Below are 24,373 nucleotides of genomic sequence, written 5' to 3'. Positions count from 1 at the left end.
GAAAGAACCAAAGAAAAGAATAAAATAAAAAGATAAAAAAGAGATATACCATCTCTATCTTATCCTATCCCATCCTATCCGCCTGCCTACGGCAGGCTTTATTATTTGCCCGCCAAAAGTACGAGTCAGAGAGAAAGGAGTGGTTTAATGGGCAGTTTATCCAAGTATGAGCAGGAAACGGTCATCAATTTTAATGCAGGGGAGCAGACAGCAGTTGTTTATACCCGAGATAAGGCAGTTATGAGAAAACTTGACGCATTAGTTATCGCATTCCCAGAGGTTTATAAGCTGGTAGGCGAAACAGATATTGATAAGACCTATTCCATGCCTAAATCATGCGTTAGTTATCGTAAGCCGAGAAAACTGGATGATAAATACAGAGAACAAAAAAGAAGGCAAATGGCACAGTATAATATGCAAAGGTAAATCGTTGAAAAAATGTATGTTCAATGATATAATTCTCTCTACTGAAGGTATGTGTAAAGGAGACTAAAATGGTTAACTTGGACGCTGAGATATATGAGCACTTAAATAAACAGATAAAAATAAATGAACTCCGTTATTTATCGTCCGGCGATGATAGTGATACTTTTTTGTGTAATGAACAATATGTTGTGAAAGTTCCTAAACGAGATTCTGTTAGAATTTCTCAGAAACGAGAGCTTGAATTGTATCGTTTTTTAGAAAACTGTAAGCTATCTTATCAAATCCCTGCGGTAGTGTATCAAAGTGACCGATTTAATATTATGAAATATATTAAAGGGGAACGTATTACTTATGAGCAGTATCATAAGTTGAGTGAAAAGGAAAAGGATGCCCTTGCATATGATGAAGCGACGTTTTTGAAAGAGTTACATTCCATAGAGATTGATTGTTCTGTCAGTTTGTTTTCAGATGCTCTGGTGAATAAGAAAGATAAGTTTTTGCAAGATAAAAAATTACTTATAAGTATTCTGGAAAAGGAGCAGCTGTTAACTGATGAGATGTTGGAACATATCGAAACAATATATGAAAACATATTAAGCAATGCTGTTTTATTTAAATATACCCCTTGTTTGGTACATAATGATTTCAGTGCAAATAACATGATTTTTAGAAATAATAGACTGTTTGGAGTTATTGATTTTGGCGATTTTAATGTAGGTGACCCGGATAATGATTTTTTGTGCTTGCTGGATTGTAGTACAGATGATTTCGGGAAAGAATTTGGCAGGAAGGTATTAAAATACTATCAGCATAAGGCGCCGGAAGTAGCAGAAAGAAAAGCAGAGCTTAATGATGTATATTGGTCGATAGACCAAATCATTTATGGTTATGAAAGAAAAGATAGGGAAATGTTGATTAAGGGTGTTTCTGAATTGCTACAAACACAAGCAGAGATGTTTATATTTTAGCAGGAAAAGATGATGTGAAATTATATTATGGAAGAGGTGAATTATGTTGGAAAAAAAGCGAGTTTCCTTTCGCCCGATGAATGAGGATGATTTAGTTCTAATGTTAAAATGGCTGACAGATGACCGTGTTCTTGAATTCTACGACGGTAGAGATAAAAAACATACACAGAAAACGATTCGTGAGCATTATACAGAGCAATGGGCGGATGAGATTTATCGAGTCATCATTGAATATGATACAATTCCTATCGGTTACGCACAAATATATAGAATTCAGGGGGAACTTTTCGACGAATATAATTACCATGAGACGGAAGAAAAGATTTATGCGATGGACCAATTTATCGGTGAGCCGGAATATTGGAATATGGGAATCGGTGCAGAATATTGCAGAGTAGTATGCCAATATCTACGAACGGAAATGGATGCCGATGCGGTGATTCTTGACCCACGAAAAAATAATCTACGAGCAGTACGAGCATATCAGAAGGCAGGATTTAAAATAATTAAGGAACTTCCCGAACATGAGCTACACGAGGGGAAAAAGGAAGATTGTGTGCTGATGGAATGGAGAGTGTAATGCTAAAAGATTCCCGCTTATGTAGGGTTAAATTTTCAGTTCCATAAAGCAGTTTATTTAAATATCGCACACCCAAAGGTGGCATGGAAATTAAAACCATGACCACCTTTTTTATTATACAAAATCAAGGAAAAGGAGATTGAAAATATGTTACAGAACAATGAAAAATCAGCAGAGGTTTTAAAAGCAGAGAAGATTGTGGAACAGGCTAAGGCAAGACTGGCAGAAGCCAAGAGAAAGGCAAGTCAGCAGAAGCGAAAAGAGGAAAATCAGCACAAGTACATGATGGGTGGCATTGTTCACAAATATTTCCCAGAGTGTTATCAGTTTGATGAGCAGGAGCTGAACAGAATTATTGCTTCGGGGATGAAGTCGGAGCAGTGCCAGCGCATTATTGAAATCGTGAAAAAGGAAAGTGCTGACAAGCGTGAGAATGCAGTTGTAAAAGCTGAAAGTGAGGTGGCAGGGGATGAAGGTACTGGCAAAAGTGAAAATGCCTAAGACCAGTCAACGAGATTTTCTCGTTGCGCACAGATATACCATCTGCGATGGTATGTGCGCTCTCCGAGGGGTCTTGCAGACAGCTGTTGCCTGCCCAAGGCAGTCAAAAGGGAACACTGCGTTTTCCCTTCGGTGCAGAGGGCGCACCTACCCATTTGCATACTTTGCGTTCAGTGAAGCTCTAAAGAGCGGAGCTGCACTGCCCACAAAGTCAACCGATACCGCACAATCCACAGTATCGGTCTGCCACAGCCTATGCAGGAGAGTGAGGTGTGGCTATGGCAGTTAAAAACCTAAGTACCCGAGTTGCCATTATCGGAAGAGGTGCAAAGTGCAGAGGTGGTTCATCCGCAGTTGACAAGTCTGCATATATCAGCCGTACCACCATGTACTCTGAATATGACGGAACAACCTATTACCCGAAGTATACCGAGGATTTGGTGCATAATGAGGTCATGCTTCCGGTCAATGCACCAGCAGAATATTCAGACCCATCGGTGCTATGGAACTCCGTTGAAATGAGGGAGAGTAAATCTGCCAAAGCACAGCTGGCGAGGTCATATAAAATCAATCTGCCGAATGAGTGGAGTTATGAGCTTGCCATAGAGGTAATGAGGGATTATGTGAAAAGGAATTTTGTGGATGATGGAATGTGTGCGCAGTTTGCCATCCATGACTCCGAAAACCCGAATACGCACCAGCGCAATCTTCACTGTCATATTATGCTTACCATGCGCCCGATTTTGGAAGATGGTTCATGGGGAGATAAGCAGAAGAAGATTTATGCACTGGACGCAGACGGAAACAAGATAAGAAAAAAGAATGGGCAATATAAATGCACCACGCAGGATGTGACTGGATGGAACAGCAGGGAGAATGCCAGGAAGTGGCGCAAGGATTTAGCTGACACCATAAATGCGGTCAATGATAAAAACGGATTAAGGGAGAATTTTTGGGAGCATAGGTCATTTGCGGAGCAGGGCCTTGATACCATACCACAGATACATTTGGGAGAGAAAGCCAGTGCGCTGGAAAGGGCAGGAATACAGACAGAGAGAGGGAATGTCAACCGCAGGATAATGGAGCAGAATAAGGCTATTCTTACTGCAAAAATGCTTGTGGCAAAAGCAGAGGAACAGTTGCAGAAGCTTGTTAATTCCAAGCCAGTTGAAGCAGTACGCAATACTGCAAATGAAGTCCTTGATATGATTAGGGCAGTTGTCGGCAAAAAGGGCAGACTGGAATTGCCAGTAATCAAGAGCAAATATTTGAGGAAGATTTCTCAAAGACAGGCATTGCAGGAGCAGGAGAGAATGGAGCGTTTTGTTGTGGTAAATCAGATTGAGAGCTTTGAGCAGTTGCAGGAGTTTAAGGAACAGCGAGAGCCAGCCTATGAGAAGCTGTCAGCGGAGCGACAGCAGATTGCAGAGCAGATAGCAAGACTGGAGCAGTTGCTTGTGGCATACAGCGAGTATGAGCCTTATATCGTGTATCATAAGACAAGTAATTCGCTGAAAGGATTTGCCAAGCGTAAATATGATAAGGAGCATGAAACGGAGCTTAGAGAATACGACAGTTATCGTGCGAAATTAAAGAAAATGCTGTCCTCTGATGAGAAGATTACACCGAAGAAATGGACAGCGGAAAAGGCGAAGCTGGAAGGGCGATTGCAGGAGAGCAATCCCGACTATGCAAGAGTGGTTACAGAGCTTGCATCCACAGAGGTTATTGAGCATAACCGTAAAATGCTTGCCATGACACGAGAAGCCGAGCAGAACCAACGCAGTCAGATACACAGCAGGAATAAAAATGAACAGTTATTATAACAGCGAAAGGGCAGTTTACAAGTAATGGTTTGTAGCTGTCCTTTTTGCATGAAGGGAGAGAAGAACATGGAAGAAGTAAAGAAAGTGAATACAGAGAATTTCAAGAAAAGGATAGGAAATACCACTTATCGTGTAAGGGTGCATTTTCCGCAGAATACCAAGCGCACTTTTACGGACAGCGTGAATACGCTGATTATGAATGAATGTACCAGCAAAAAGAAATAAATCCACATCCTACCTTGACAAATACTCACAGAAGATACCCTCCTTTCCGCTATGGAGCGCGCCGGTGCGGACGATCTGCCGGAGGACGCAGAACGGCAGGGATTGGGAACCCCGGCCACCCGCGCCTCCATCTTAGAAAAGCTGGTGCAGATGGGCTTTGTAGAGCGCAAAGGCAAACAGCTACTTCCCACCAAGGACGGCCACAACCTTGCCTGCGTACTGCCGGAGGTGCTGACCTCTCCCCAGCTTACGGCACAGTGGGAAACGGAGCTGACGGCCATTGCCAAGGGGCAGGCCGACCCGGAGGGCTTCATGCAGGGCATTGCAGAAATGACAAGGGGCCTGATCGCAAACTACTCCCAGATCAGCGAGGACGCGCAGAAGTTGTTTCAAGCCGAGCGTGTGGTTATCGGCAAATGTCCGCGCTGCGGGGAAAGCGTCTACGAGGGCAAAAAGAACTACTACTGCGGAAACCGAAGCTGCCAGTTTGTCATGTGGAAGAATGACCGATTTTTTGAGGAACGGGGCAAGGCGTTCACCCCGAAAATCGCCGCCGCGCTCCTTAAAGACGGAAAGGCAAAGGTAAAGGGCCTGCGCTCCATGAAAACCGGCAAGACCTATGACGGGACGGTGCTTTTGGCCGATACTGGCGGCAAGTATGTGAACTACCGCGTGGAACAGAGGGGCAAGAACTAAAAACAGCAAGCATAGGGAGTGTAGCCACACACCCGGAAAAATCCCTGTCCCGGCCATTCTGCCGGGTCGGGGATTTTCTCTTTGGGGAAGCCCCAATCCCCTGTATGACGGATGCTCTGGTAGGACTAATTTCATTCAGATTTACTTTTCAAAATCGGATAGCCCTGCTATACTATGCGTAAAGAGCATATCATGCAAGGGAGGCACCAATGAAACAACCAGATAAAAAACAACGTTTTCATGGTATGGCTGCGATTGGGATGGGGCTTGGCCTGCTGTTCGGGATTTTATGGGAGAACCTCCCGCTTGGACTTTTGATGGGAGCGGCATTGGCTGGCTTTGGAAATATGACAACGAAAAGGTAGGTGGATGATTATGAACGGACAGATGTATCAGATATGCTCCATAGTGGCAGCCGCCAGAAGGGCATTAAAAAACCGCAGCTCGATTTGTTACATACCCGCAGACTATGAGAACCCCTCACAATTTCTGTGTTTGACGGGGAGTGGAGGCTTACCATATACCGCTCACGATGTATCACAATGGTATGAACATCTCAAAGAGCAACATTTGACAGATATTCAACTCTATTGCCCTACTTCTGTCAGAGATCGCAGCCTGTTAGGGTTTTCCAATACGACCCAGGCAAGTATAGTGTGTTTTTTTAAGGGAAATCGAATGACCTATTTTATTGCTGATTGGAAGTTTGATTCCAAAGAGCGAAAGTGGAATGTCCTCTATACGGAACATCCATGGAATGACCCGCCGAAAGCATGGCCACGTTTTGAAAATAACACGCAAGCGTTCCGAAGTGTCTTGCACGATATTCAGGACTTGGCGCACCGGCTTGGATTTGAAGGTTTTGCAAACATCTTTTATCAAGCAGGAACGATTTTGGACGGCGGCAAGGAATATCCCGATAAAGCATATGGCCTTTCACTGCCGCCACTACCGAACGATCACTTGCGTGTGTTTGAGGCAGCCAGCCGAGCGGATGTATTTGGAGCGATGGGATCATGGAATGATTCGCCTCCGTGGGCAGCGCACGAAAAAGGATTGGAGCAGGAGTATGAAACACTGTCTGCGGAACTGTTGAAACAAATCCGGTTTGGATTATTATATGCCATCAATGAATGGTAGTCCGTCTGCTCTATGCGGATGTCCTACTTGTTGGAAGCGTTCAGCTTGTCAAAATAAACCGGATCGATTAGGCTGAATGAGGTGAGATAATGTATACGAACAGCAGAGAAAACGAAGTACGATTACTGAAACAGTTATGGGCAGGGCTTCCAACCATGTGTCCCAAATGCCGCCAAGCGGAATTAGTGCATCTTCATAAGAAAGCGAAAAAGAGTAATATAGATTGGAAGTGCCCTGCCTGCGGAGAAATTTACCGCACCATAAACATGCTGACGGAGTTACCAGATTCTTAAAAGTCCGTATGACCTTAGACTTGAAATATCGGCACACATTTAAAACAAAGGGCGTGTAGGCCCTCTTATTCACAATTAAATACCAGCCGCCCATGGGCGGCATCACCCAGCAGGAAATCTTTCAAAGGTTTCCTGCTTTTCTTATGCCATTATTTAGAAAGGAAGTGAAACTAAATGTCTTATAGCTCTTACGACTACGACAACTTAGAAACTGCCGACACCATGAAAATTGAGCGCCGGATTTACTTTGAAAGCGGCAAGTCCGATCTGTCCGAGCTTGTGAAGCTCCCCCTTGCGGAGCTTCTTTCCCTGCGGGCGGAAAGCGCCGCCGCAGAACAGGAAGTGTTTGACCGTTTGAAAACGCAGGCCGCCGCATGGGAGGAACAGGCCGGAAAGACCCTGCTTCTGGACAAAGCCCTGGAATATGCCCGGACACTTCCCGTCACCCACACTGCCAACCAGTGGGAGCAGCCGGATCATTACCGGCATATCCGCAGCAACATGGTTTATCAGATGTATTATTCCATTTCCGAGAACACCCGGTACGACAGGGCCGCCCAAGCCTCCGTCTCTTATTCCTGGACATTAAGCTGGAGCCTGCGCACCAACGCGCCGGGCACCTATCGGCAGGCCCGGATCGCCGGACAGGATCGGAAAGTCTTTGCCAGCCGGGAAGCACTGGACAAATATCTGAATGGCCGTATCAAGGCCCACGCCCATTACTTTACGGAAATCTCACCGGCCATCCCCAAGGAATACGCCGACTGTTTCAAGGTCAACGGCTGCCTGCTTCCCGGCTACACCATCGAGGGGGAGGAACCGGCAAAAGCCGCAGCACTTCCCACACAGGAGGAAGCCGCACAGCCGCCGCAGACCGCAGCCACCCCGGAAAGGAGGGAACCTGTGAACGAAGTATTTTCCATTTTTCTTGATAACCGCGCTGAGGCGCAGACCGGCGGGCCGCATGGCTACTGGCTTTCCCTGCCGACTTCCGCCGAACAGGTACAGGAAGCCCTAAAGGAAATCCATATCACCGCCGACAACCAGCAGGACTTGTTCATTGGCGGCTTTTCCGCCCCGGAGGGAAAACCGCTGGAACTGCCGGAGGATTTGATAAAAGCCGCCAGCGTGGACGAACTGAACTTCCTTGCCGCCCAGCTTCAAAAGCTGGATGCCGTGGAGCTTGCGGAGTTGAACGCCGCCATGCAGTCCCCGGCAAAAATGCAGACCATCGGGCAGCTTTTGGACTACACCGAAAACACCGATTGTTTTGTCTTAATCAACGCCAAGGACAACCGCAGTCTGGGGGAATATTATCTGAATGATTCCGGGCTGTTTGTCGTCCCCGACCCGTGGAAACCGGCCATTGACACCGACCGGCTGGGGAGCTTTATCGCCAACGAGGAACAGGGAACCTTTACCGATTACGGCTATATCCTGCGAACCAGCGACGAATGGCAGCGCGTCCATGAGGGCCAGCCAGTGCCGGAGGAATACCGGGTGATGGCCTATCCTGCGTCGGAAATCTTGCGGGAGGAAAGCAAAGTGCAGCCGGAGGCGGCAGCGCCCGCAAAGTCCCCGCAGCCCGTCACCCCCATTATCCTGAACAGCCAGAACAGCGCCGAGCGCATGAAAGAGATTACCGACCGGCTGGAAACCGGCATACAGGAGCTTTTCGAGAGTGAACGCTACAAAGCCTATCTCACCACCATGTCCAAGTTCCACAGTTACAGCTTCAACAACACCCTCCTGATCGCCATGCAGGGCGGACAGCTTGTGGCAGGCTACAACAAGTGGCGGGATAATTTTCACCGCAATGTGAAGAAAGGCGAAAAGGCCATCAAGATACTGGCCCCGGCCCCGTTCAAGGCGAAAAAGGAGGTGCAAAAGCTGGACGCACAGGGCAGGCCGGTGATGGGTAAGGACGGAAAGCCTGTTACCGAAGTACAGGAAATACAGGTTCCGGCCTTTAAGATTGTTTCCGTCTTTGATGTGAGCCAGACCGAGGGGGAACCGCTGCCCTCAATCGGCGTGGAAGAACTGACCGGCAGCGTGGAACGCTACGGGGAATTTTTCAAGGCACTGGAACAGACCTCCCCGGTTCCCATTGGTTTCGAGGATATTCCGGGCGGTTCCCACGGCTACTACCACCTGACGGAAAAGCGGATTGCCATTCAGGCGGCCATGAGCGAATTACAGACCCTAAAGACGGCCATCCATGAGATCGCCCATTCCAAGCTCCACGCCATCGACCCGGAAGCCCCGGCCATTGAGCAGGCCGACCGCCCCGACAGCCGCACCCGCGAGGTGCAGGCCGAAAGCGTGGCCTATGCCGTCTGCCAGCACTACGGGCTGGACACCTCCGATTATTCCTTTGGCTATGTGGCCGGTTGGAGTTCCGGCAAGGAATTGAAAGAGTTAAAAGCCTCCCTTGAAACCATCCGGGCCACCGCCCATGAACTGATTACCACCATTGACGGCCACCTTGCCCAGCTTCAGAAAGAACGGCAGGCCGCACCGCTGGAACAGGCCGCCGAGCAGCCAGACCCGGACAGCGTATTTTCCAAGCTGCCCCCGGAGCAACAGCAGGAAATGACCGACAGCGTAAAAGCCATGCTGCAAATCCTGATTGAAGCGGATTTGAAATCCACCGGCGAAGTGTCGCAGGGAACCAAGGAGGCGGCGCAGGCGCAGGGCTTTACCATTGCCGGGGATGGAACGCTGGAACAGGCAGAAGCCCAGCAAGAGGCCGCCTACCGTCTGGAAAGCGGCGATTATTTGTATATCCAGACATCGGAAACCGGCTATGATTACACGCTGTACGGCCCCGACTACAAAGAATTGGACGGAGGCCAGCTTGACAATCCGAACCTGTCCCTTGCGGAAGCCGGAAAAGAAATCCTTGCCATCCATGAGCTACCGGCTGGGACAATGGAACCCCTGACCGGCGACAGGATGGATGATTTTCTGGAAGCAACCGAACAGGCCAACGCCATTCCCCAGCCGCAGGCGTGGAACGGGATCGACGGCCTTTTGAATGGAAACCCGTTCATGCCGGAGGCGTCCCCGGCGGACCGAGCCGCTGCCCTGATTGCGGTGGCCGAGCAAAACGCCCCGCGTTTGGGCGGCGAGGAACGGCAGTTGATTATGGCCTATGCCGAGGCCGTGGACGATACCGAAAAGGTGATTGGGCTTATCAACCGCCTGTGTGAACAGGGCTATGAAATGCAGCACGGCCACATGGATGATTTTATGAAAAGCCAGATTGAAAGCGAGATTGCCGTTGAAAGGGCAGAACAGACCATCGCCCATGACCCGGCAGCGGAGCCGATTGTCACGATTCTTTGGAGTGAAAGCCCCCATTTAAAAGACGGCCAGCAAATGCCGTTGCACGAGGCCGAGGCCGTTTTCGGGGCGCTGGACAGTTCCAAACGCTTGGAACGGGAACAGCCAGACCACGCGGGGAGCTGGTACGATAAAACCAAGTTCCGCATTGATTTTACGATGCAGGGCCAGCCAGACAACTACGAGGGACGGCAGGATTTTGGCGACGGCGACGGTTCCCTGATCGAGCATATCCAAGGGTATCACGAATACTACGCGCAGGATGAAAGCTGGAAAAACCATGTGCTGCACCACGAGGGGCCGGAGGCATGGGAGGCGGACAAGGCCCAGCGGGAAATGCTTCTCTATGAGTTTGTCCCTTACATGAAGCAGCACTGTACCCTTTCCCGTATGGAACAGGAAGCCCAGCGCCTTTTACAATCCGGCGATTCCCTCCCGCCAGAGCAGACCGCCTATTTGACCGCCCTTGTAGACTATGTAACGGAGTGCCGCCCTCTTCTCAATCAAGGCCAGTATCAGTTGCCGGAGCCGCCGCAGCTTTCCGACTTTGATAAGAGCTTGCAAGACTATAAGGTACAGGTACAGGCCGAGGTCGCACAGGAAGCCGAGGATGCCGGATTGACGGTGGAGGAATATCTTGCCTCTGGTTCCGATGCCCCAGCGCAGCCCAACTTTTCCATTTATCAGGTACCGCGCGGCCCGGAAGGGCGCGACTTCCGCTACCGTTCCTATGAGGGCTTGCAGGCGGACGGGCTTTCCGTAGACAGGAAAAATTACCAGCTTGTCTACACAGCCCCGTTGGATCAGAACACCTCTCTGGACGAGATTTACCATCGCTTCAATATGGAACATCCCACTGATTACACGGGACGTTCCCTCTCTCTGGGGGATATTGTGGTATTCCGGCAGGACGGGAAACAGACTGCCTACTATGTGGATAGCGTCGGTTATCGGGAGGTGCCGGAATTTTTCAAGGAGCAGGGACAGCCGCTTACCCCTGACAAACTGGAAACGGGTGAAATCATTCAAACGCCGAGGGGGACTTTCTATGTAACCGCCATGAACCGAGAACAGATGGAGGCTGCCGGGTATGGCTTCCACCACCAGTCGGAGGACGGTCGGTATCTCATTATGGCAAACGGTACAAGGGCCTTTGCCATCCCGGCCCAGCACGACAGCCACATCAAAACCGCTGAAATGTCCACCGAACAGAACGAAAATATGATTGACGGCATCCTGAACAACGCTCCGTCCATGGGAGAACTGGAAGCCAGAGCAAAAGCCGGAGAACAGGTTTCCCTTTCGGATGTCGCTGCGGCAGTGAAAGCAGAGAGACAAACACAAAAACAGGCCCACAAGAATGCTAAGGCCAACCATAGCAAGAAAAAGCCCTCCATCCGGGCGCAGCTTGCGGCGGCTAAGAAGGAACAGAAGAAACAGCCCCCGGCGAGGGAGAAGTCAAAGGATATGGAGGTGGGAGGCCGTGAATAAGTTTGAGAATGTGGATGTTCTGGCCGCGCTGGAACAAATCATGTGCCAGAATACCGCCTTTTATCAGGATGATTTTGAGATTGACAAAGAAATGATCCGTAAGGCCGCCGCCAGTGATAAGGCCGAAGATAAAACCCTGCTGTGGATGTCGCGCCCCTCCGGGACGTACTGTTTCCGGGAACGTGACGTATTCTTGAAGGACACCCGACAATACAACACATGGAAATTTTATGGGGAGCAGACCCGCGACCATGTTCTTGCCTACGCCGTGGAGCTGACCGGCAAAGTGGGCGGGAAAATCCGTGGAACTCTCTATGAGCTGGACTACCAGCAGCATTTCCGGCACGTTATAGCCGAGGCGGTAAAAGCGGACAATCTCATTTTGCATTATGAAAAGGGCGACAAGGAGCAGCCCGCCGCGCAGTATTTTAACGGGAGCCCTGACCCCAAGTTGGGGGCGTTCCTGCGGTATGAGGCCAAGCCCAACGAGCCGGAAAACCTGCGTGAAGTGCTGCGGCAGGAGCAGAGAAGCCGGGAGCCGCTTGCCCCCGGCGACTTCAAAAGCCACGTCGCTGTCCTGCGGAATGAACTGATTATGAGGGAGGCCCGGCGCATAGTGGCAGGACTGAAAGAGCTGTCCGCCCCCAACAGCCCAAACAAGACACATTTCATGGTGGAGCTGTCCCCATACTTTGTGCAGATCGCGTCCAGCAAGGACACTGACCGCCTCTTTTCCATGCTGCCTTATAAATCCCTGTGCTTTACCGGCATGAGAGATCGGCATGGGCTGTATGCGGTGATACACAAGGACGAAAACCGGGAGAAAGAGGTGCGGAGGCCCCGTGCCTCCATCCGCAGACAGCTTTCCGAAACGAAACAGGCTAGTGCCCCGAAAAAGGCCCCGCCCCACACCAAGAAAAACGAATTGGAGGTATGAGGAATGTATTTCACCGTAGAAGAAGAAAACATGATTGGTATGTATCATAAGAGTGACCGGCGCAGGACAGCGGGAGCAATCCAGGCCGTTCTGCCAGAGGTGAACGAGGATATGGCGGCGCTGGCCCGTCAGTCCCTTGATAAGCTGGAGGCCATGAGCGACGCCGCCTTTGAGGCGCAGCGGTTCTATTTCACAGGCGAATAACCCAAGCAGGCAAAAGCGCCGGGCGCGGGGGCTATATAGCCCTTGCGTCCGGCGCTTTTTTTCGCGTGTCATACCAATCCATCCCGTTTTGATACATCAAACGTGACCGTTTGCAGCAGTGCAGGGATTATTCGCTTTGGCTGCTCTTTCGTTTCAACCTTCCCGATATACAGGCTGCGGCAGAATCAGGCAAACAAGGAGAAAGAAGCTACGCTGCCATTTGTAGAAAAAGTAACCTCTGATTCCGGGGGGAATGATAATAACACGCAGATATACTCCCGACTAAGAAAAAATCCCCCATATTTCAGGGCTTTTCCCCGTTGCTTTTTCTACGTATTCCCTGACATTTTAGAACTCAACCAGAAATCCAACTCAATTTGTGAGCAATCGGTAAATGGTAAGAGGAATATACCATACAGCAACCACCAGACGCCAGGTCAGGATGACCCCGCCGATCAGGCCGCCTATTATAAAGTTCACCGCAATAATACCAACCGAACCGCCTAAGTCATATCCATGGGGAACCAGCCAGACAAACATCCTCCGAATCCCAAAGGGAATCCCGCAACAGAGCCAGACATAAAAATATTCCGTTTCGCCGTTTTTGGTAAAAACAGACTTGAAGATCAAAAACAGAAACAGTGCGATTACCAAGGTCAAAACAGTATGTTTCAAAAAATCTTTCCAAATCTCTCCGCGTGTCATTCTATCCCTCCATCCTATGTTGTAAGTAAGAAATCTCTATAAATCCGAATTTTGAATCGGCGATTCCTCTTACCGTGCTTTCTCCGCCAGGAGACAAATCCAGTGTTGTTTCCGATTTACATGTGCGGCTATCTGGGAAAAGCCTGCATCTTTTAAGTATTGTGTCAACCGCTCCTGCGTAAAAATACGCATTCCATCGATGATACCAGCCCATTTTTCGTCTTTTGTGTTCCTACCATCCGATTCATTCACAATCATAAATGTGCCACCCGGTTTCAGTACCCGCCAGACTTCTTGAAAGCTCTCCACTGGCCCCGGCCAGAAATAGACCGTTTCAAAGGCAGTGATCACATCAAATGTCGCCGCTTCAAAGGGAAGGCGGGACACATCCCCCTGCACAACGTTACATCTCCCAGCCTGCACCTCATTCCGATTGAATTGCTTTGTTTTGTCGCAAGCGACCTTGGAATAATCCAGGGCTGTCACTCTTGCCTCCGGAAACCGTTTTAAAAGTTCTGCGGTATTGCGTCCTCCACCACATCCGAAATCCGCCAGCATAGAATGAGCTGCCCCCGGTACATCTGGAAAATAGGAAAGGCCCCAATCGGAAACAGCGGCATGCCCTTGATTCATACCGTTGACCATCAATTTCCCCATCCAACCGTTCGGCTTTCGGGTGTTGTTAAAAAACTGTTTGAGAATCCCCATGGAATAACCTCCTTGCTCTTACTAAGTTCGCATTAACTAACTGATTTTATTATATAGAAACTCCATCGAAAAATCTACTGATTTTTCAAGGATATATGATTGTGGGGAAAGCCATAGGAAAAAGAAACAGAATGGCAACGCAGAAATGAGAGCGGGATATCGGTATCACCTTGTAGAAAAAGTAAATGCCGCTTCCAGGAGAAAAGGTAGTAACATAGTACCCACCCCTCTGACCAAAGGAAAAAGCCCTGATATTTCAGGGCCTTTTCCCATTACTTTTTCTACGCATGCTCCCGGTGTTTCCTTGCCCACAGCTTCTTGCTCTGGCGCTTGCGTTTCTTGGCACAGTCTGGACAGTAGAGGCAGTTTGGACGTCTGGGAGAAAACAGTGCCCCGCATTCCCGGCAACGCCGCGCTTGGCTTCGCTCCATCAGTTCGGCATAAAGTGTCGCGTCCAGCGGGAGGACGGCAGCCTGAAACCATCGGCACAGCACGGAATAGGAAATGCTCTGCACACAGACACATTCCTCGCCATCGTCCAGCAGGAGGCAGTTTCCGTCACAGTAATTACAACACTCATGCGTGAGCCGCCGGGCCTTGCGGTACTGGCGGTAATTCATTCTCGGTATGTTCATAGCTCCTGTATCTGCTCCTTTCCCGGCGTCACCCGCAAAATGCTGTCCACATTCTGCTTGATAATGCCGTATTCTTTCAGCTCTTTCTTTACCTCGTTATACTGTTCTGACAGCCGTTCCCGTTCTCCGTCCAGCTTTTTATACTCGGCTTTGAGCGCATACAGATTGGGGAGCTTCTTCATCCCGGCCTCTTTGAGCGCCCTCGCCGCAGCTTCATACAAAATAAGCTGGCTCTCATGCTCTCGCCGGAACGCGGCCTTGTCTTTGGCCCTGTGGTATTCCAGCGCCACGGGCCTGGTCTGCTTGTAGGTGGAAATCTGCTTTATCAGCAGAGCCATTTCTCCAAGGCGGCGCTCCACTGCTTTCAGGGCAGCGGCGGCTTCGTCGTTGGCTGTGCTGATCTCGTCCAGCCTGCTTTCCAAGCCCTCGTAGCTCTCAATCTGGTGTTCCGTCAGGAAGTTTAAGGCTTTGGCGGCCTGCTTCAAGTTGTAGAGCTTCGCCCACCGCGCATAGCCCGCCGATTGCTGCGCCTTGATATTGTTTTCAATCTCAATACGCAAGGAAATTCCCTGTTCCACTTTACGCTTCGGCCCTCTGTCCACAGCCAGCCCCTTGATACGCCGGGTAATGGCTTCTTCGGTGTAGTCCACCCCCAAGGTTTTGCAGCGGGTAAAGCGTTCCTGTCCGGGGGAGCGGAATGAAATGAATTTCCCGCGTTTCATCTCGTAGCCCTGCGCCTCCATGAGCCGCAGGAAACTGTCAAAATCTCTGGCCTGCGGGATGGCCGCGTCAATGGCGGTTTTCAGCTTTGCTTTCCAGCTCTTGCCCTTGCGCTGGGCGTCCCATTCGGCATAGCTCTTTCCCTTGTCCTTGCCCGGCATCACCACGGACAGGCCGTGTTCCCTGCACAGCCGGTCATTGGTGCGCCGGATATAGGCATAGCTCTGGCGGTTGGAAATATACTTGCGCTGGTTTGCCATATCCACCGCGCAGAAAATGATGTGGTTATGCAGATGGCCCTTGTCTATGTGGGTGGTTATCACATAGGGATATTTCCCGCCAAGCACTTCATCGGCAAGCTGCCGCCCGATCTCGTGGGCCTGCTCCGGCGTGGTTTCGCCCGGCTCAAAAGCTTGTATCAGGTGGTGAGCCAGATTGTTGCCTTTCTTGAGCGCCTGATCTAACAGCATTTGAAACTCAATATCCGCCGTTTCATAGGAACAGCCATAGGAAGAAACGAACAGCTTTTCATCGGTCTTGTCCGGGTTCTCGATGTAGTCCAGCGCTTTTCTCAGCGTTGACTTGATAGGATGTATCTTTGTAACTGCCATATCTGTGCCAGCGCCCCCTTGATGTCCTCCACGTCCTGCGCGTACACAGCCCCGGTACTGTTGATACGCCTTGCAATCTGGTTGACGTTGACGCCGATTTTTTGCAGCTCTGCGGTCTGCGCCCGGATGTCGCTGGTGTCCATGTGGACGATATAGCCGTCGATCAGCACTTTCCGGGCGTAGGCAGAAAAGTTCCTTGTGCCAAGCTGGGCCATCTTCGCTTGAATGAGCGCCCTTTCCTCCGGCGTCACGGGGACGCGCAGCACAAACTTCCGTTTTCGGTTTGCCATTTTCTCACCTTCCTTCATTCAGGGGTTTGGGGACTTCCCCAAGATACAAACGGGAAGCCGTTTGCCGGGAGTGTAGCCACACTCCCTATGCTTGCTGTTTTTCTTTTCCTCCACTCCTAATACTCTGAAAAGCTTTCAAACTACCCGCAAAATAGCGCTTTGGAAAGAAAAATTTGCAAAAAAATAAGAGGCCTTTTTGTGGCCTCCACAACACACAGAATAGAGAATATTATTTTGTGTACTGGTCAATAATTGTGCTGATAAACTGTGAAAAATGATATTCACTTTGTGTGCCTTCCTCTATCTGTTGGTTAAGAGAAAAATTTTCAGTTCCTAGGCTCTTTCGGTTTGTTCTATATTGTGTTGACATTACTCTTATATCTGATCAGGCTTCATGGTCTGCATATAGCGTTGTTTTCAGAGTTTATTAGCACAGAGGCTTTTGAACGGCTCCAGGCTGCCTGCCCTCATCAAGAAACAATAACATAATTTGCCCGTGCAGCAACGGACAAAGCGTCTTCGCTTCCTCTACCAATACTGTTATCTGCAAGTCTTACTTTGGCTTTATCTTGACTGCTTCCTTCAAATGGCATATTATAGTTAGAAGCAGCTAACCAAAAGGAGGGCTATTCTGATGATCCAACATCATGGCTTAGAATGGTATGGTGAAGGTGCGACATTCGCTGAGGTGTGCAATGATTACACGAAAGTTGAATACAAGTGCAATGGAATAGGGGTTCTATATGATTATGCGCTGTTCCTTGGTATTGATTTGATCTTTATGGACTTTAATTGTACAGACACCTTCCGTGAACCCATTCCAAATAAAAATATCATTGAAATTCGTCATTACCAAAAGGGGCGCGTTGAATTTGAACTAAGGAATAATAAGGTTTTTCATATGAAAGAAGGAGAATTATGTATCAATGCTCTTGCTAATATTCCTGCGGCCTATTCTTTTCCCTTTGGATATGGCGTAGGACTAAGCTGTGTGATTGATAAGGATTCTGTCGATGCGGAAACGCAACAGATTTTTTCGTACTACAACATTGATGTTCTAAATCTGGGACGAGAACTGGAATTAGAAAAAAAGTGGTTTTTATGTCGAACGCCTCAGCGTCTGTTACATATCTTCGATGAATTGTACGCGGCAAAAGGTATTGAAGGGAGAAATTACTTCCGGATCAAATTATTGGAACTATTTTACCATATCAAACAGCTGCGGATTGAAGATCAGTATGAGGCAACGTATTATGCCAAAGAACAAATTGAAATCATCAAACGCATCCGCCAACAGCTCATAGAAAACCTCGACAAAAAAATATCCATAGAAGAACTTTTGCGAAAGGAGCCAATGAGCAAGGTCACATTTCAAGCTATTTTCAAACAGATTTATGGCGATACGCCCTATGCACATATCAAAAAGTATAAAATGAATCTTGCGGCTGTTTATTTGCAGGAAACAGATCAATCAATCACGCAAATAGCCGGTGAACTTGGATATTCAAATATTAGTAAATTTGCGCGAGCCTTTCAAGAAGTGTTTGGAATGCTTCCAAAGGATTACCGTAAAGCAAAAAAGTGATTTAACTTTTGGGCTGTTTTCTTGATTTACTTTTCCCTTTGGAGTAGTTAGAGACTGCAAACCGGTGTAGAATGACAGCGTAGTTAGTTATTACTAACTACGCTGTCATTTTATTTTAAGGAGGTTTCAAAGATGGAACAAACGGTGAAGAAAAAGTTTGGCATTCGCGATATTATGACGATTGCCGCAATGATGGTCATCAATTTTGCTATTGCAATGATAATTGGTATGGTTACATTGCCTTTTCCGGTAGTATATTTGTACGGCTCTGCCGGAATTGATGCATTTATCGGCGCAATCTTTTATCTGGTTGCAGCAAACCGCGTCAACAAACACGGACTGTTGTTTGCATGGGCTGCGGTTTATGGGGTGATTCAAGGAGTTATGGGTTATATGTTCTTGATTCCCTATTTTTTGATTGTAGCTCTCGTTGCCGAACTGTGCATGGTTGGCAAGAATACATACCAAAGTGCGGTTCGTAACCGAATTGGCTGGATGGTCAACTCAATCGGTAATTTTGTAGGTTGTGCCGTACCGTTGTGGTGGTCCTGGGACAGTTATCAGGAAATGGCTGCAAACAGTGGTTTTGATGCCAACACTTTAAATATGCAGCTCTCTATGGTAACGTCTCCTGCGCTGATGCTTTTGGGCGTTGTTATTACTGCGGTTCTTGCAATCCTCGGCACGTTGTTTGGCCAGCGTCTGCTCAGAAAGCATTTCCAAAAGGCAGGCATTGTAGGATGATGGCCGTATCAAAAAGCAGACGGATTGATCGAATTGACGGGCGCACAGTTCTTTTCCTGACGCTGTGCGCTTGTCTTGTTACTTTCCTTACAACAAGTTTTTTAGGACATGGAATTTTTACCCTTTGGATTTGTTTGATCCTGTGCTGGTTTAGTTTGTTTCGTCAGGCGATTGGGTGCTTTTCAATTTATATGGTTGCACTTGTATGGCTACTGATTGAAATGAAATATAAAATCAGTGTCCCATCTCCACTGTTGCTCAGCATGGTCTACAAACTTTTGCTTCCGGCTATGCCTGCCTATCTTCTGGCTAAAATCCCCTCTGGCAAATTAACGGCCAGCTTGAGAAGAATGCCGATTTCTACCCATATCATGCTTGTATTGATCGTCATGCTCCGCTTTGCGCCGACTGTGCTGCATGAATTTGGAGAAGTCAGGGAAGCCATGAAAATTCGTGGCTTCTTAAAATCGGTCGGCAATGTTTTGAGGCATCCAATGGACACGTTGGAATACGCCATTGTTCCGATGGTGTTCCGCTCCTTAAAGATCGCGGACGAGTTAGCAGCTTCTGCCATAGTCAGGGGAATTGAAAGCCCCTACAAGAAAGAAAGCTACTATGTCAGCCGGATCGCTGTGCTGGATTGCGTTTTGATTGTTGTCAGCGTGGGAGCTGCCGTGTGCTGCTGTCTTTTATAGGAGGAATGGAATGGGAAAAGAAATTATGATCCGTGACCTGACCTTTTCCTATGGCGGGAACGGAAATCAACTGGAACATATATCATTAGACATTGCCGCCGGGGAGGTCATTGTTATGACCGGCCCATCGGGAAGTGGGAAAAGCTCTTTGACAAGAGTAATTAACGGCCTGATCCCCTACTTTTACGAGGGAGAATTAAGCGGTGAGGTTTTTGTGGATGGAAAACTGCTGAAAGAGATTCCTTCCTGGGAACGCGGCAAAATCGCAGGAAATGTATTTCAAGACCCGAGGAGCCAGTTTTTTGCCAATGAGGTCGCAGGCGAGATTGCTTTTGGCTGTGAGAACTACGGTTATTCCCATGAGGAAATTCAGAACCATGTTCACCGGGCAGCGGCGAACATCAAGATTCAGGATATTTTGGATCACAGCCTGCACAGCCTGTCCTATGGAATGCGTCAGAAGGTTGCGATTGCATCCGCAGAGGCGATTGATCCTGAAATCTATGTCATGGATGAACCGTCTGCCAATCTGGATATTGCATCTACCTACCGCTTTGCAGATATTATTCACGATTTGAAGAAGAAGGGAAAAACCATCATTATAGCGGAACACCGGCTTTATTATCTGATGGATCTGACAGACCGTTTCCTGTGTGTCCAGAAAGGGAAAATTGTGCGGGAATTTACTGCACAGCAGATGAAAGCTCTGACTAATAAGGAAATCCAGGCGCTGGGGCTTCGCACTCCTAACCTGCATCAGATTGAGCAGACGGAAATCCCGTCTGCGGCAACCAGTGAGGTTGTTCTGGAAGTGAAAAAACTGAACCACTCTTTTGGTGAAACGATTGTATCTAAGGATATTGACTTTCAATGCCATAAGGGAGAAGCGATAGCCCTGATCGGCCCAAACGGGACGGGCAAAAGCACCATAGGGCGAATCTTGGCAGGGCTTTTGAAAGAGAAATCCGGCGAAGTCGTTTTATTCGGAAAGCATTGTAGACCGAAAGGCCGCTTGGGAAAGGTCTGGTATATTCCCCAGGATTTAGACAGTCAGCTATTCGGTGAGGATTTGCTTGACGAACTGACTACCGGTGCAGAAGTCAACCCGGAGCGGAAACAAGCGGCGGAAGAAATCCTGGAGGCCCTGGAACTGACGCCATTCATCAAACAGCATCCCTCTACGCTGTCAGGAGGGCAAAAGCAGCGGCTGGCTCTTGGCGTGGCTCTAATGCACGAAGCGCCGATTATCGTACTGGATGAACCGACAAGCGGGCTGGACGGTACGAATATGCGGAATGTCAGCCGGATGATCCGCAAGCTGGCGAAAATGGGGCGCACCATTATCGTCATTACCCATGACGCGGAGTGTGCGCTTGCCTGCTGTGAGCGGGCAATACGCCTGGAGAACGGCTGCATTACCGATGATTTTCAAATCAGAGGCGCAGAGCTTCTCTTAGACAAAATTGGATATGACAAAAAGGAGGGTTAGAAATGGCACAGCAAAACAAGAAGCAGCCGAAAGCGAAAACCGGACTGGCACGCTGCCTGGAACTGGCTTCCGGCCATAAAGGGCTGGTGTTCCTGGCAGGGTTTTTGGCGGCGCTGGCTGCGATCTGTTCTTTTGTTCCGTACTTATCAATCTACTACATCATTCGGGAAATCCTGTTTGTTTACCCGGATATGTCGCTCTTGAATGTTTCCGCAATCTCGACCTGGGGATGGCTGGCCCTGGCTGGAATTTTGGGGAACATCGTATTTTACTTTTTTGCCCTGTTGTGTTCCCACGTTGCGGCGTTTGGAACGCTTTATGAATTGAAGGTGGCCTTTGCCGACCACATCATGCAGATTCCCCTTGGGTATCATCTGACCCTGGGCAGCGGCAAAATGAGAAAGATCATGGATGAAAACATTGAAAGTGTTGAGAAATTCATCGCTCACCAGCTCCCGGACTTTGTGGCCTCTTTGGTCGCGCCGCTTGTTCTGGTTATCATTCTTCTTGGAATTGACTGGCGGTATGGCGTGGTTTGTCTGGTCGGTATTGTTCTGGCCTTTATCGTGCAGTTTGCGGGCTTCAACGGAGAAGCAAAGGAAAAAATGCACCGTTTTCAGACCGCCCAGGAGAACATGAACAGCGCTTCTGTGGAATATGTACGTGGTATGTCGGAGATCAAAGCATTTAATCAGACCGCCGATTCCTTTAAGCGGTTGGGCAAATCCATTACAGACTATACCTCTTTTGTGTTGGAGTACGCATTGGGCTGGCAGAACTGTATGCCTGCTTTTACCACGATCATCAACAATATTTATCTGCTTTTGATTCCGGTGGGCATTCTGATCGGGATGCACACTACGGATTTCAGGGAGTATTCGCTGACATTTATTTTCTACCTGATTATTGTCCATGCGATTTCCGGTGTCCTGAATAAAATCATGTATATCTCTGAGTCCTTTACGCAGATTGACGGCAGCGTGGAGCGTATGGATGAAATCCTGCGTATCCCGGCCCTGCCCGAAAAGAGTACGGCGCAAGCAATCGAAAACTATGGGATTGCTTTCCGGGATGTCAGCTTTTCCTACGAAGCCGATTCCCAGGTCAAGGCCCTGTCTCATGTTTCTTTCTTTGCGGATCAGGGCAAGGTGACAGCCATTGTCGGCCCCTCCGGTGGCGGTAAAAGTACCATCGCCAGCCTAATCTCCCGGTTTTATGATGTGACGGACGGAAGTATTCAGATCGGCGGCGTTGACATTCGGGATATTCCTCTGGATGCGCTGATGGATAAGGTCAGCTTCGTATTTCAGGATACGTTCCTGTTCAAACAGAGCATCCTGGATAACATCCGTATGGGAAATCCAGATGCAACGGAAGAACAGGTGATTGCGGCGGCAAAGGCTGCAAGATGCCATGATTTTATTGAGCAGCTTCCAAACGGTTATCAGACTGTGATCGGCAGTACCGGCGTCCATCTCTCCGGTGGTGAGCGTCAGCGGATTGCCATTGCAAGGGCTATCGTAAAAGACGCGCCCATCATCGTTCTGGACGAGGCTACTGCGTTCAGTGACCCGGAGAACGAGTACCTGATTCAAAAAGCCTTTGAAAAGCTGATCCAAAATAAAACAGTTGTAATGATCGCCCATCGCCTGTCCACGATTCGTAATGCTGACCAGATACTTGTCATGGAAAAGGGCTGCCTGATTGAATCCGGCACCCATGACGAGCTGCTGAAGAAGGACGGAAAATACGCGCAGATGTGGAGCAGCTATACGGAGTCGATCAACTGGAAAATTGGCACAGGAAAGGCGGTGTGATCTATGAGTAAGCTGAAAGAAAAGCTAATGCTGTCGGAGAAAGGCTATTCCGACCTGAAAAAAGCAATTACGGCCTGCACAATAACCAATATCGCGTTATTGCTCCCATCAATGGTAGCCTGCCTGATCTTTTGGGAGCTGTTAAAGCCGTTTACGGGAGAAGCAATTTCGTGGGCCGCGTTGTGGAAGCTGCTGGGCCTAGGGCTGGTGGCGGCTATTCTGGTATTCCTGGCCGCGAAAAACGATTATAGGAAAACCTATATTGCTTCCTATAAGGAGGCCAGCACGACCAGACTTCGGATCGCGGAGCATCTTCGCAAGCTCCCCATGAGCTTCTTTAACACAAAAGATTTGTCCGATATTACCACCAACATGATGGCAGATTGCAGTAGCATGGAATCCATGCTTAGCAGTACCATCCCGCCGCTGATTGCAAATATCATCTCTGTTACCCTGACCTGCGTTTGTCTGGCATTTTTTGACTGGAGAATGGCCCTTGCGATTTTCTGCACAATGCCGGTTACATTCCTTATCATCTTGTGCGGGCGCAAGCTACAACTTCGTCTGTTTGACAAACAGGTGGATGTGAAACTGGAGGCATCTAGCCAGATTCAGGAATACCTGGAAGGTATCAAAATTATCAAATCCTGTGGTCTTGGCGGTTCCCGCTTCGATGCGTTGGATAAAGCACTCCAGGCTATGAGAAAAATCGCCATCAAGGTAGAACTGGCCTCCGGTATTCTGGTTCAGGGAGCCAGCCTGATCCTGCAAGCAGGGCTTGGCATTACTATTTTCATTGGAACGGTGCTGATAACAAACGGTAAAATTGAACTGCTTTCTTTACTGGTTCTACTGATGTTCTCTACGCAAATTTACGGTCCGATCCTTGCCATTCTCTCGCAGTTGACCTCTCTGTTTCACTTGGGGACTGTTACCAACCGTATGCGTACCCTGCTGACCACGCCCACCATGGAGGGCGTGGACAAAGATGTATCCAAATATGACATTGAACTGAAAAATGTCACCTTCGGATATAACCAGGACGATGTTATCAAGGATGTGTCTTTCTCTATTCCCGCTGGCAGCGTAACGGCTCTGGTAGGGCCTTCCGGCAGCGGCAAAAGCACGATTTCCAAACTGATCGCCCGTTTTTGGGATGTAAGAAAAGGCCAGATCACCATTGGCGGCATAGATGTCAGCACCATTGAACCGGAACACCTGATGCGCTGTATGTCCTTTGTATTCCAGGATGTGACCCTGTTCAATGATACTGTTTTTAACAATATCCGTGTAGGCAACATGAACGCTACCGAGGAGCAGGTCATGGCGGCGGCAAAGGCGGCATACTGTGACGAATTTATCCAGCGATTGCCGGACGGTTATCAGACTGTCCTTGGAGAGAACGGCAGCACTCTTTCCGGTGGTGAGCGTCAGCGGATTTCCATTGCCCGCGCGCTTTTGAAGGACGCACCTATTATTCTGCTTGATGAGGCAACAGCGTCCCTTGACCCAGAGAACGAGGTTTTGATTCAGCGTGCTATTGCAAAACTGGTAGAGGGTAAGACGGTTATTATGATTGCTCATCGGCTCCGCACTGTGGTGGATACTGACCAGATCATTGTCCTGGATAATGGTAAGTTGGTTGAGCAAGGCACTCATGAGGAACTAATGAAGAAGAACGGTCTATACCATAAGTTATTTCATATTCAGCAGGAAAGCCTTGGTTGGGCCGTATAATTTTT

The 24,373-nt window shown here is 48.7% G+C and carries 22 protein-coding genes and 1 pseudogene; 18 read left to right on the top strand and 5 right to left on the bottom strand.

What is annotated here, in order from left to right:
• Positions 1-147 precede the first annotated feature (147 nt).
• The 12 genes and pseudogenes from BLA28_RS30515 (at position 148) to BLA28_RS30460 (ending at position 12,632) form a co-directional block, all read left to right on the top strand.
• On the top strand, positions 148-426 hold the full coding sequence (locus tag BLA28_RS30515) for a hypothetical protein (RefSeq protein ID WP_010708504.1): 279 nt from the start codon (positions 148-150) through the stop codon (positions 424-426).
• 68 nt (positions 427-494) lie between these two features.
• Positions 495-1,394: an aminoglycoside O-phosphotransferase APH(2'')-IIa gene (gene aph(2'')-IIa, locus BLA28_RS30510; RefSeq protein ID WP_010708503.1), complete on the top strand. Its 900-nt coding sequence runs from the start codon at positions 495-497 to the stop codon at positions 1,392-1,394.
• 43 nt (positions 1,395-1,437) lie between these two features.
• Entirely contained in the window at positions 1,438-1,974 is a 537-nt protein-coding gene (gene aac(6')-Im / locus BLA28_RS30505; protein WP_010708502.1) for an aminoglycoside N-acetyltransferase AAC(6')-Im, read from the top strand.
• 147 nt (positions 1,975-2,121) lie between these two features.
• Positions 2,122-2,475: a hypothetical protein gene (locus BLA28_RS30500; protein WP_010708501.1), complete on the top strand. Its 354-nt coding sequence runs from the start codon at positions 2,122-2,124 to the stop codon at positions 2,473-2,475.
• 278 nt (positions 2,476-2,753) lie between these two features.
• Entirely contained in the window at positions 2,754-4,301 is a 1,548-nt protein-coding gene (locus tag BLA28_RS30495) for a MobA/MobL family protein (RefSeq protein WP_021388693.1), read from the top strand.
• A 66-nt stretch (positions 4,302-4,367) separates the two neighbouring features.
• Positions 4,368-4,526 (top strand): transposon-encoded TnpW family protein, encoded by a 159-nt coding sequence (locus tag BLA28_RS33290; protein ID WP_079746729.1) that lies wholly within the window; start codon positions 4,368-4,370, stop codon positions 4,524-4,526.
• A gap of 27 nt (positions 4,527-4,553) precedes the next feature.
• Positions 4,554-5,222 (top strand): annotated as a pseudogene (locus BLA28_RS30485) (DNA topoisomerase); the annotation flags it as partial.
• A gap of 209 nt (positions 5,223-5,431) precedes the next feature.
• On the top strand, positions 5,432-5,587 hold the full coding sequence (locus tag BLA28_RS33905) for a hypothetical protein (RefSeq protein ID WP_003525506.1): 156 nt from the start codon (positions 5,432-5,434) through the stop codon (positions 5,585-5,587).
• A gap of 10 nt (positions 5,588-5,597) precedes the next feature.
• Positions 5,598-6,362 (top strand): hypothetical protein, encoded by a 765-nt coding sequence (locus BLA28_RS30480; RefSeq protein WP_003525504.1) that lies wholly within the window; start codon positions 5,598-5,600, stop codon positions 6,360-6,362.
• Positions 6,363-6,829: 467 nt separating this feature from the next.
• Positions 6,830-11,491, top strand: coding sequence for an LPD25 domain-containing protein (locus BLA28_RS30470; RefSeq protein ID WP_071699702.1), 4,662 nt, complete (start codon positions 6,830-6,832; stop codon positions 11,489-11,491).
• 40 nt (positions 11,492-11,531) lie between these two features.
• Entirely contained in the window at positions 11,532-12,428 is an 897-nt protein-coding gene (locus tag BLA28_RS30465; protein ID WP_071699716.1) for a hypothetical protein, read from the top strand.
• 3 nt (positions 12,429-12,431) lie between these two features.
• Complete coding sequence (locus BLA28_RS30460) at positions 12,432-12,632, top strand: transposon-transfer assisting family protein (RefSeq protein ID WP_003525496.1); 201 nt, start codon at positions 12,432-12,434, stop codon at positions 12,630-12,632.
• A gap of 372 nt (positions 12,633-13,004) precedes the next feature.
• Here BLA28_RS30460 and BLA28_RS30455 read toward each other — a convergent pair whose 3' ends face one another.
• The 5 genes from BLA28_RS30455 to BLA28_RS30435 all read right to left on the bottom strand — a co-directional run bounded on the left by BLA28_RS30455 (position 13,005) and on the right by BLA28_RS30435 (position 16,301).
• Entirely contained in the window at positions 13,005-13,337 is a 333-nt protein-coding gene (locus BLA28_RS30455) for a DUF6050 family protein (protein ID WP_003525494.1), read from the bottom strand.
• A gap of 69 nt (positions 13,338-13,406) precedes the next feature.
• The gene (locus BLA28_RS30450; RefSeq protein WP_003525492.1) at positions 13,407-14,045 is read right to left on the bottom strand and encodes a class I SAM-dependent methyltransferase; all 639 of its coding nucleotides are present in this window, start codon (positions 14,043-14,045) and stop codon (positions 13,407-13,409) included.
• A 281-nt stretch (positions 14,046-14,326) separates the two neighbouring features.
• Positions 14,327-14,680 carry a cysteine-rich VLP domain-containing protein gene (locus tag BLA28_RS30445; RefSeq protein ID WP_025491689.1) on the bottom strand — a complete coding sequence of 118 codons (354 nt, stop codon included), beginning with the start codon at positions 14,678-14,680 and terminating at the stop codon, positions 14,327-14,329.
• On the bottom strand, positions 14,677-16,011 hold the full coding sequence (locus tag BLA28_RS30440; RefSeq protein WP_071699701.1) for a relaxase/mobilization nuclease domain-containing protein: 1,335 nt from the start codon (positions 16,009-16,011) through the stop codon (positions 14,677-14,679). The genes BLA28_RS30445 and BLA28_RS30440 overlap by 4 nt, the downstream gene beginning before the upstream one ends.
• Positions 15,972-16,301, bottom strand: coding sequence for a plasmid mobilization protein (locus tag BLA28_RS30435; protein ID WP_071699700.1), 330 nt, complete (start codon positions 16,299-16,301; stop codon positions 15,972-15,974). Before BLA28_RS30435 ends, BLA28_RS30440 begins: the two co-directional genes overlap by 40 nt.
• A gap of 634 nt (positions 16,302-16,935) precedes the next feature.
• Here BLA28_RS30435 and BLA28_RS30430 point away from each other — a divergent pair.
• The 6 genes from BLA28_RS30430 to BLA28_RS30405 all read left to right on the top strand — a co-directional run bounded on the left by BLA28_RS30430 (position 16,936) and on the right by BLA28_RS30405 (position 24,368).
• Positions 16,936-17,886 carry a helix-turn-helix domain-containing protein gene (locus BLA28_RS30430; protein WP_071699699.1) on the top strand — a complete coding sequence of 317 codons (951 nt, stop codon included), beginning with the start codon at positions 16,936-16,938 and terminating at the stop codon, positions 17,884-17,886.
• 132 nt (positions 17,887-18,018) lie between these two features.
• Positions 18,019-18,630 (top strand): MptD family putative ECF transporter S component, encoded by a 612-nt coding sequence (locus BLA28_RS30425; protein WP_003505039.1) that lies wholly within the window; start codon positions 18,019-18,021, stop codon positions 18,628-18,630.
• On the top strand, positions 18,627-19,325 hold the full coding sequence (locus tag BLA28_RS30420; RefSeq protein WP_069159485.1) for an energy-coupling factor transporter transmembrane component T family protein: 699 nt from the start codon (positions 18,627-18,629) through the stop codon (positions 19,323-19,325). The genes BLA28_RS30425 and BLA28_RS30420 overlap by 4 nt, the downstream gene beginning before the upstream one ends.
• Before the next feature lie 10 nt (positions 19,326-19,335).
• The gene (locus BLA28_RS30415; RefSeq protein WP_025491684.1) at positions 19,336-20,814 is read left to right on the top strand and encodes an ABC transporter ATP-binding protein; all 1,479 of its coding nucleotides are present in this window, start codon (positions 19,336-19,338) and stop codon (positions 20,812-20,814) included.
• Between the two features lie 2 nt (positions 20,815-20,816).
• Positions 20,817-22,631: an ABC transporter ATP-binding protein gene (locus BLA28_RS30410; protein WP_025491683.1), complete on the top strand. Its 1,815-nt coding sequence runs from the start codon at positions 20,817-20,819 to the stop codon at positions 22,629-22,631.
• 3 nt (positions 22,632-22,634) lie between these two features.
• On the top strand, positions 22,635-24,368 hold the full coding sequence (locus tag BLA28_RS30405; RefSeq protein WP_025491682.1) for an ABC transporter ATP-binding protein: 1,734 nt from the start codon (positions 22,635-22,637) through the stop codon (positions 24,366-24,368).
• The last annotated feature ends 5 nt before the right edge of the window (positions 24,369-24,373 follow it).

Origin of the sequence: Eisenbergiella tayi (assembly GCF_001881565.1) — a bacterium.
GTDB lineage: Bacteria > Bacillota > Clostridia > Lachnospirales > Lachnospiraceae > Eisenbergiella > Eisenbergiella tayi.
Note: the sequence above shows the minus strand (reverse complement) of the source record. Positions and strands in the feature narration are given on the sequence as shown.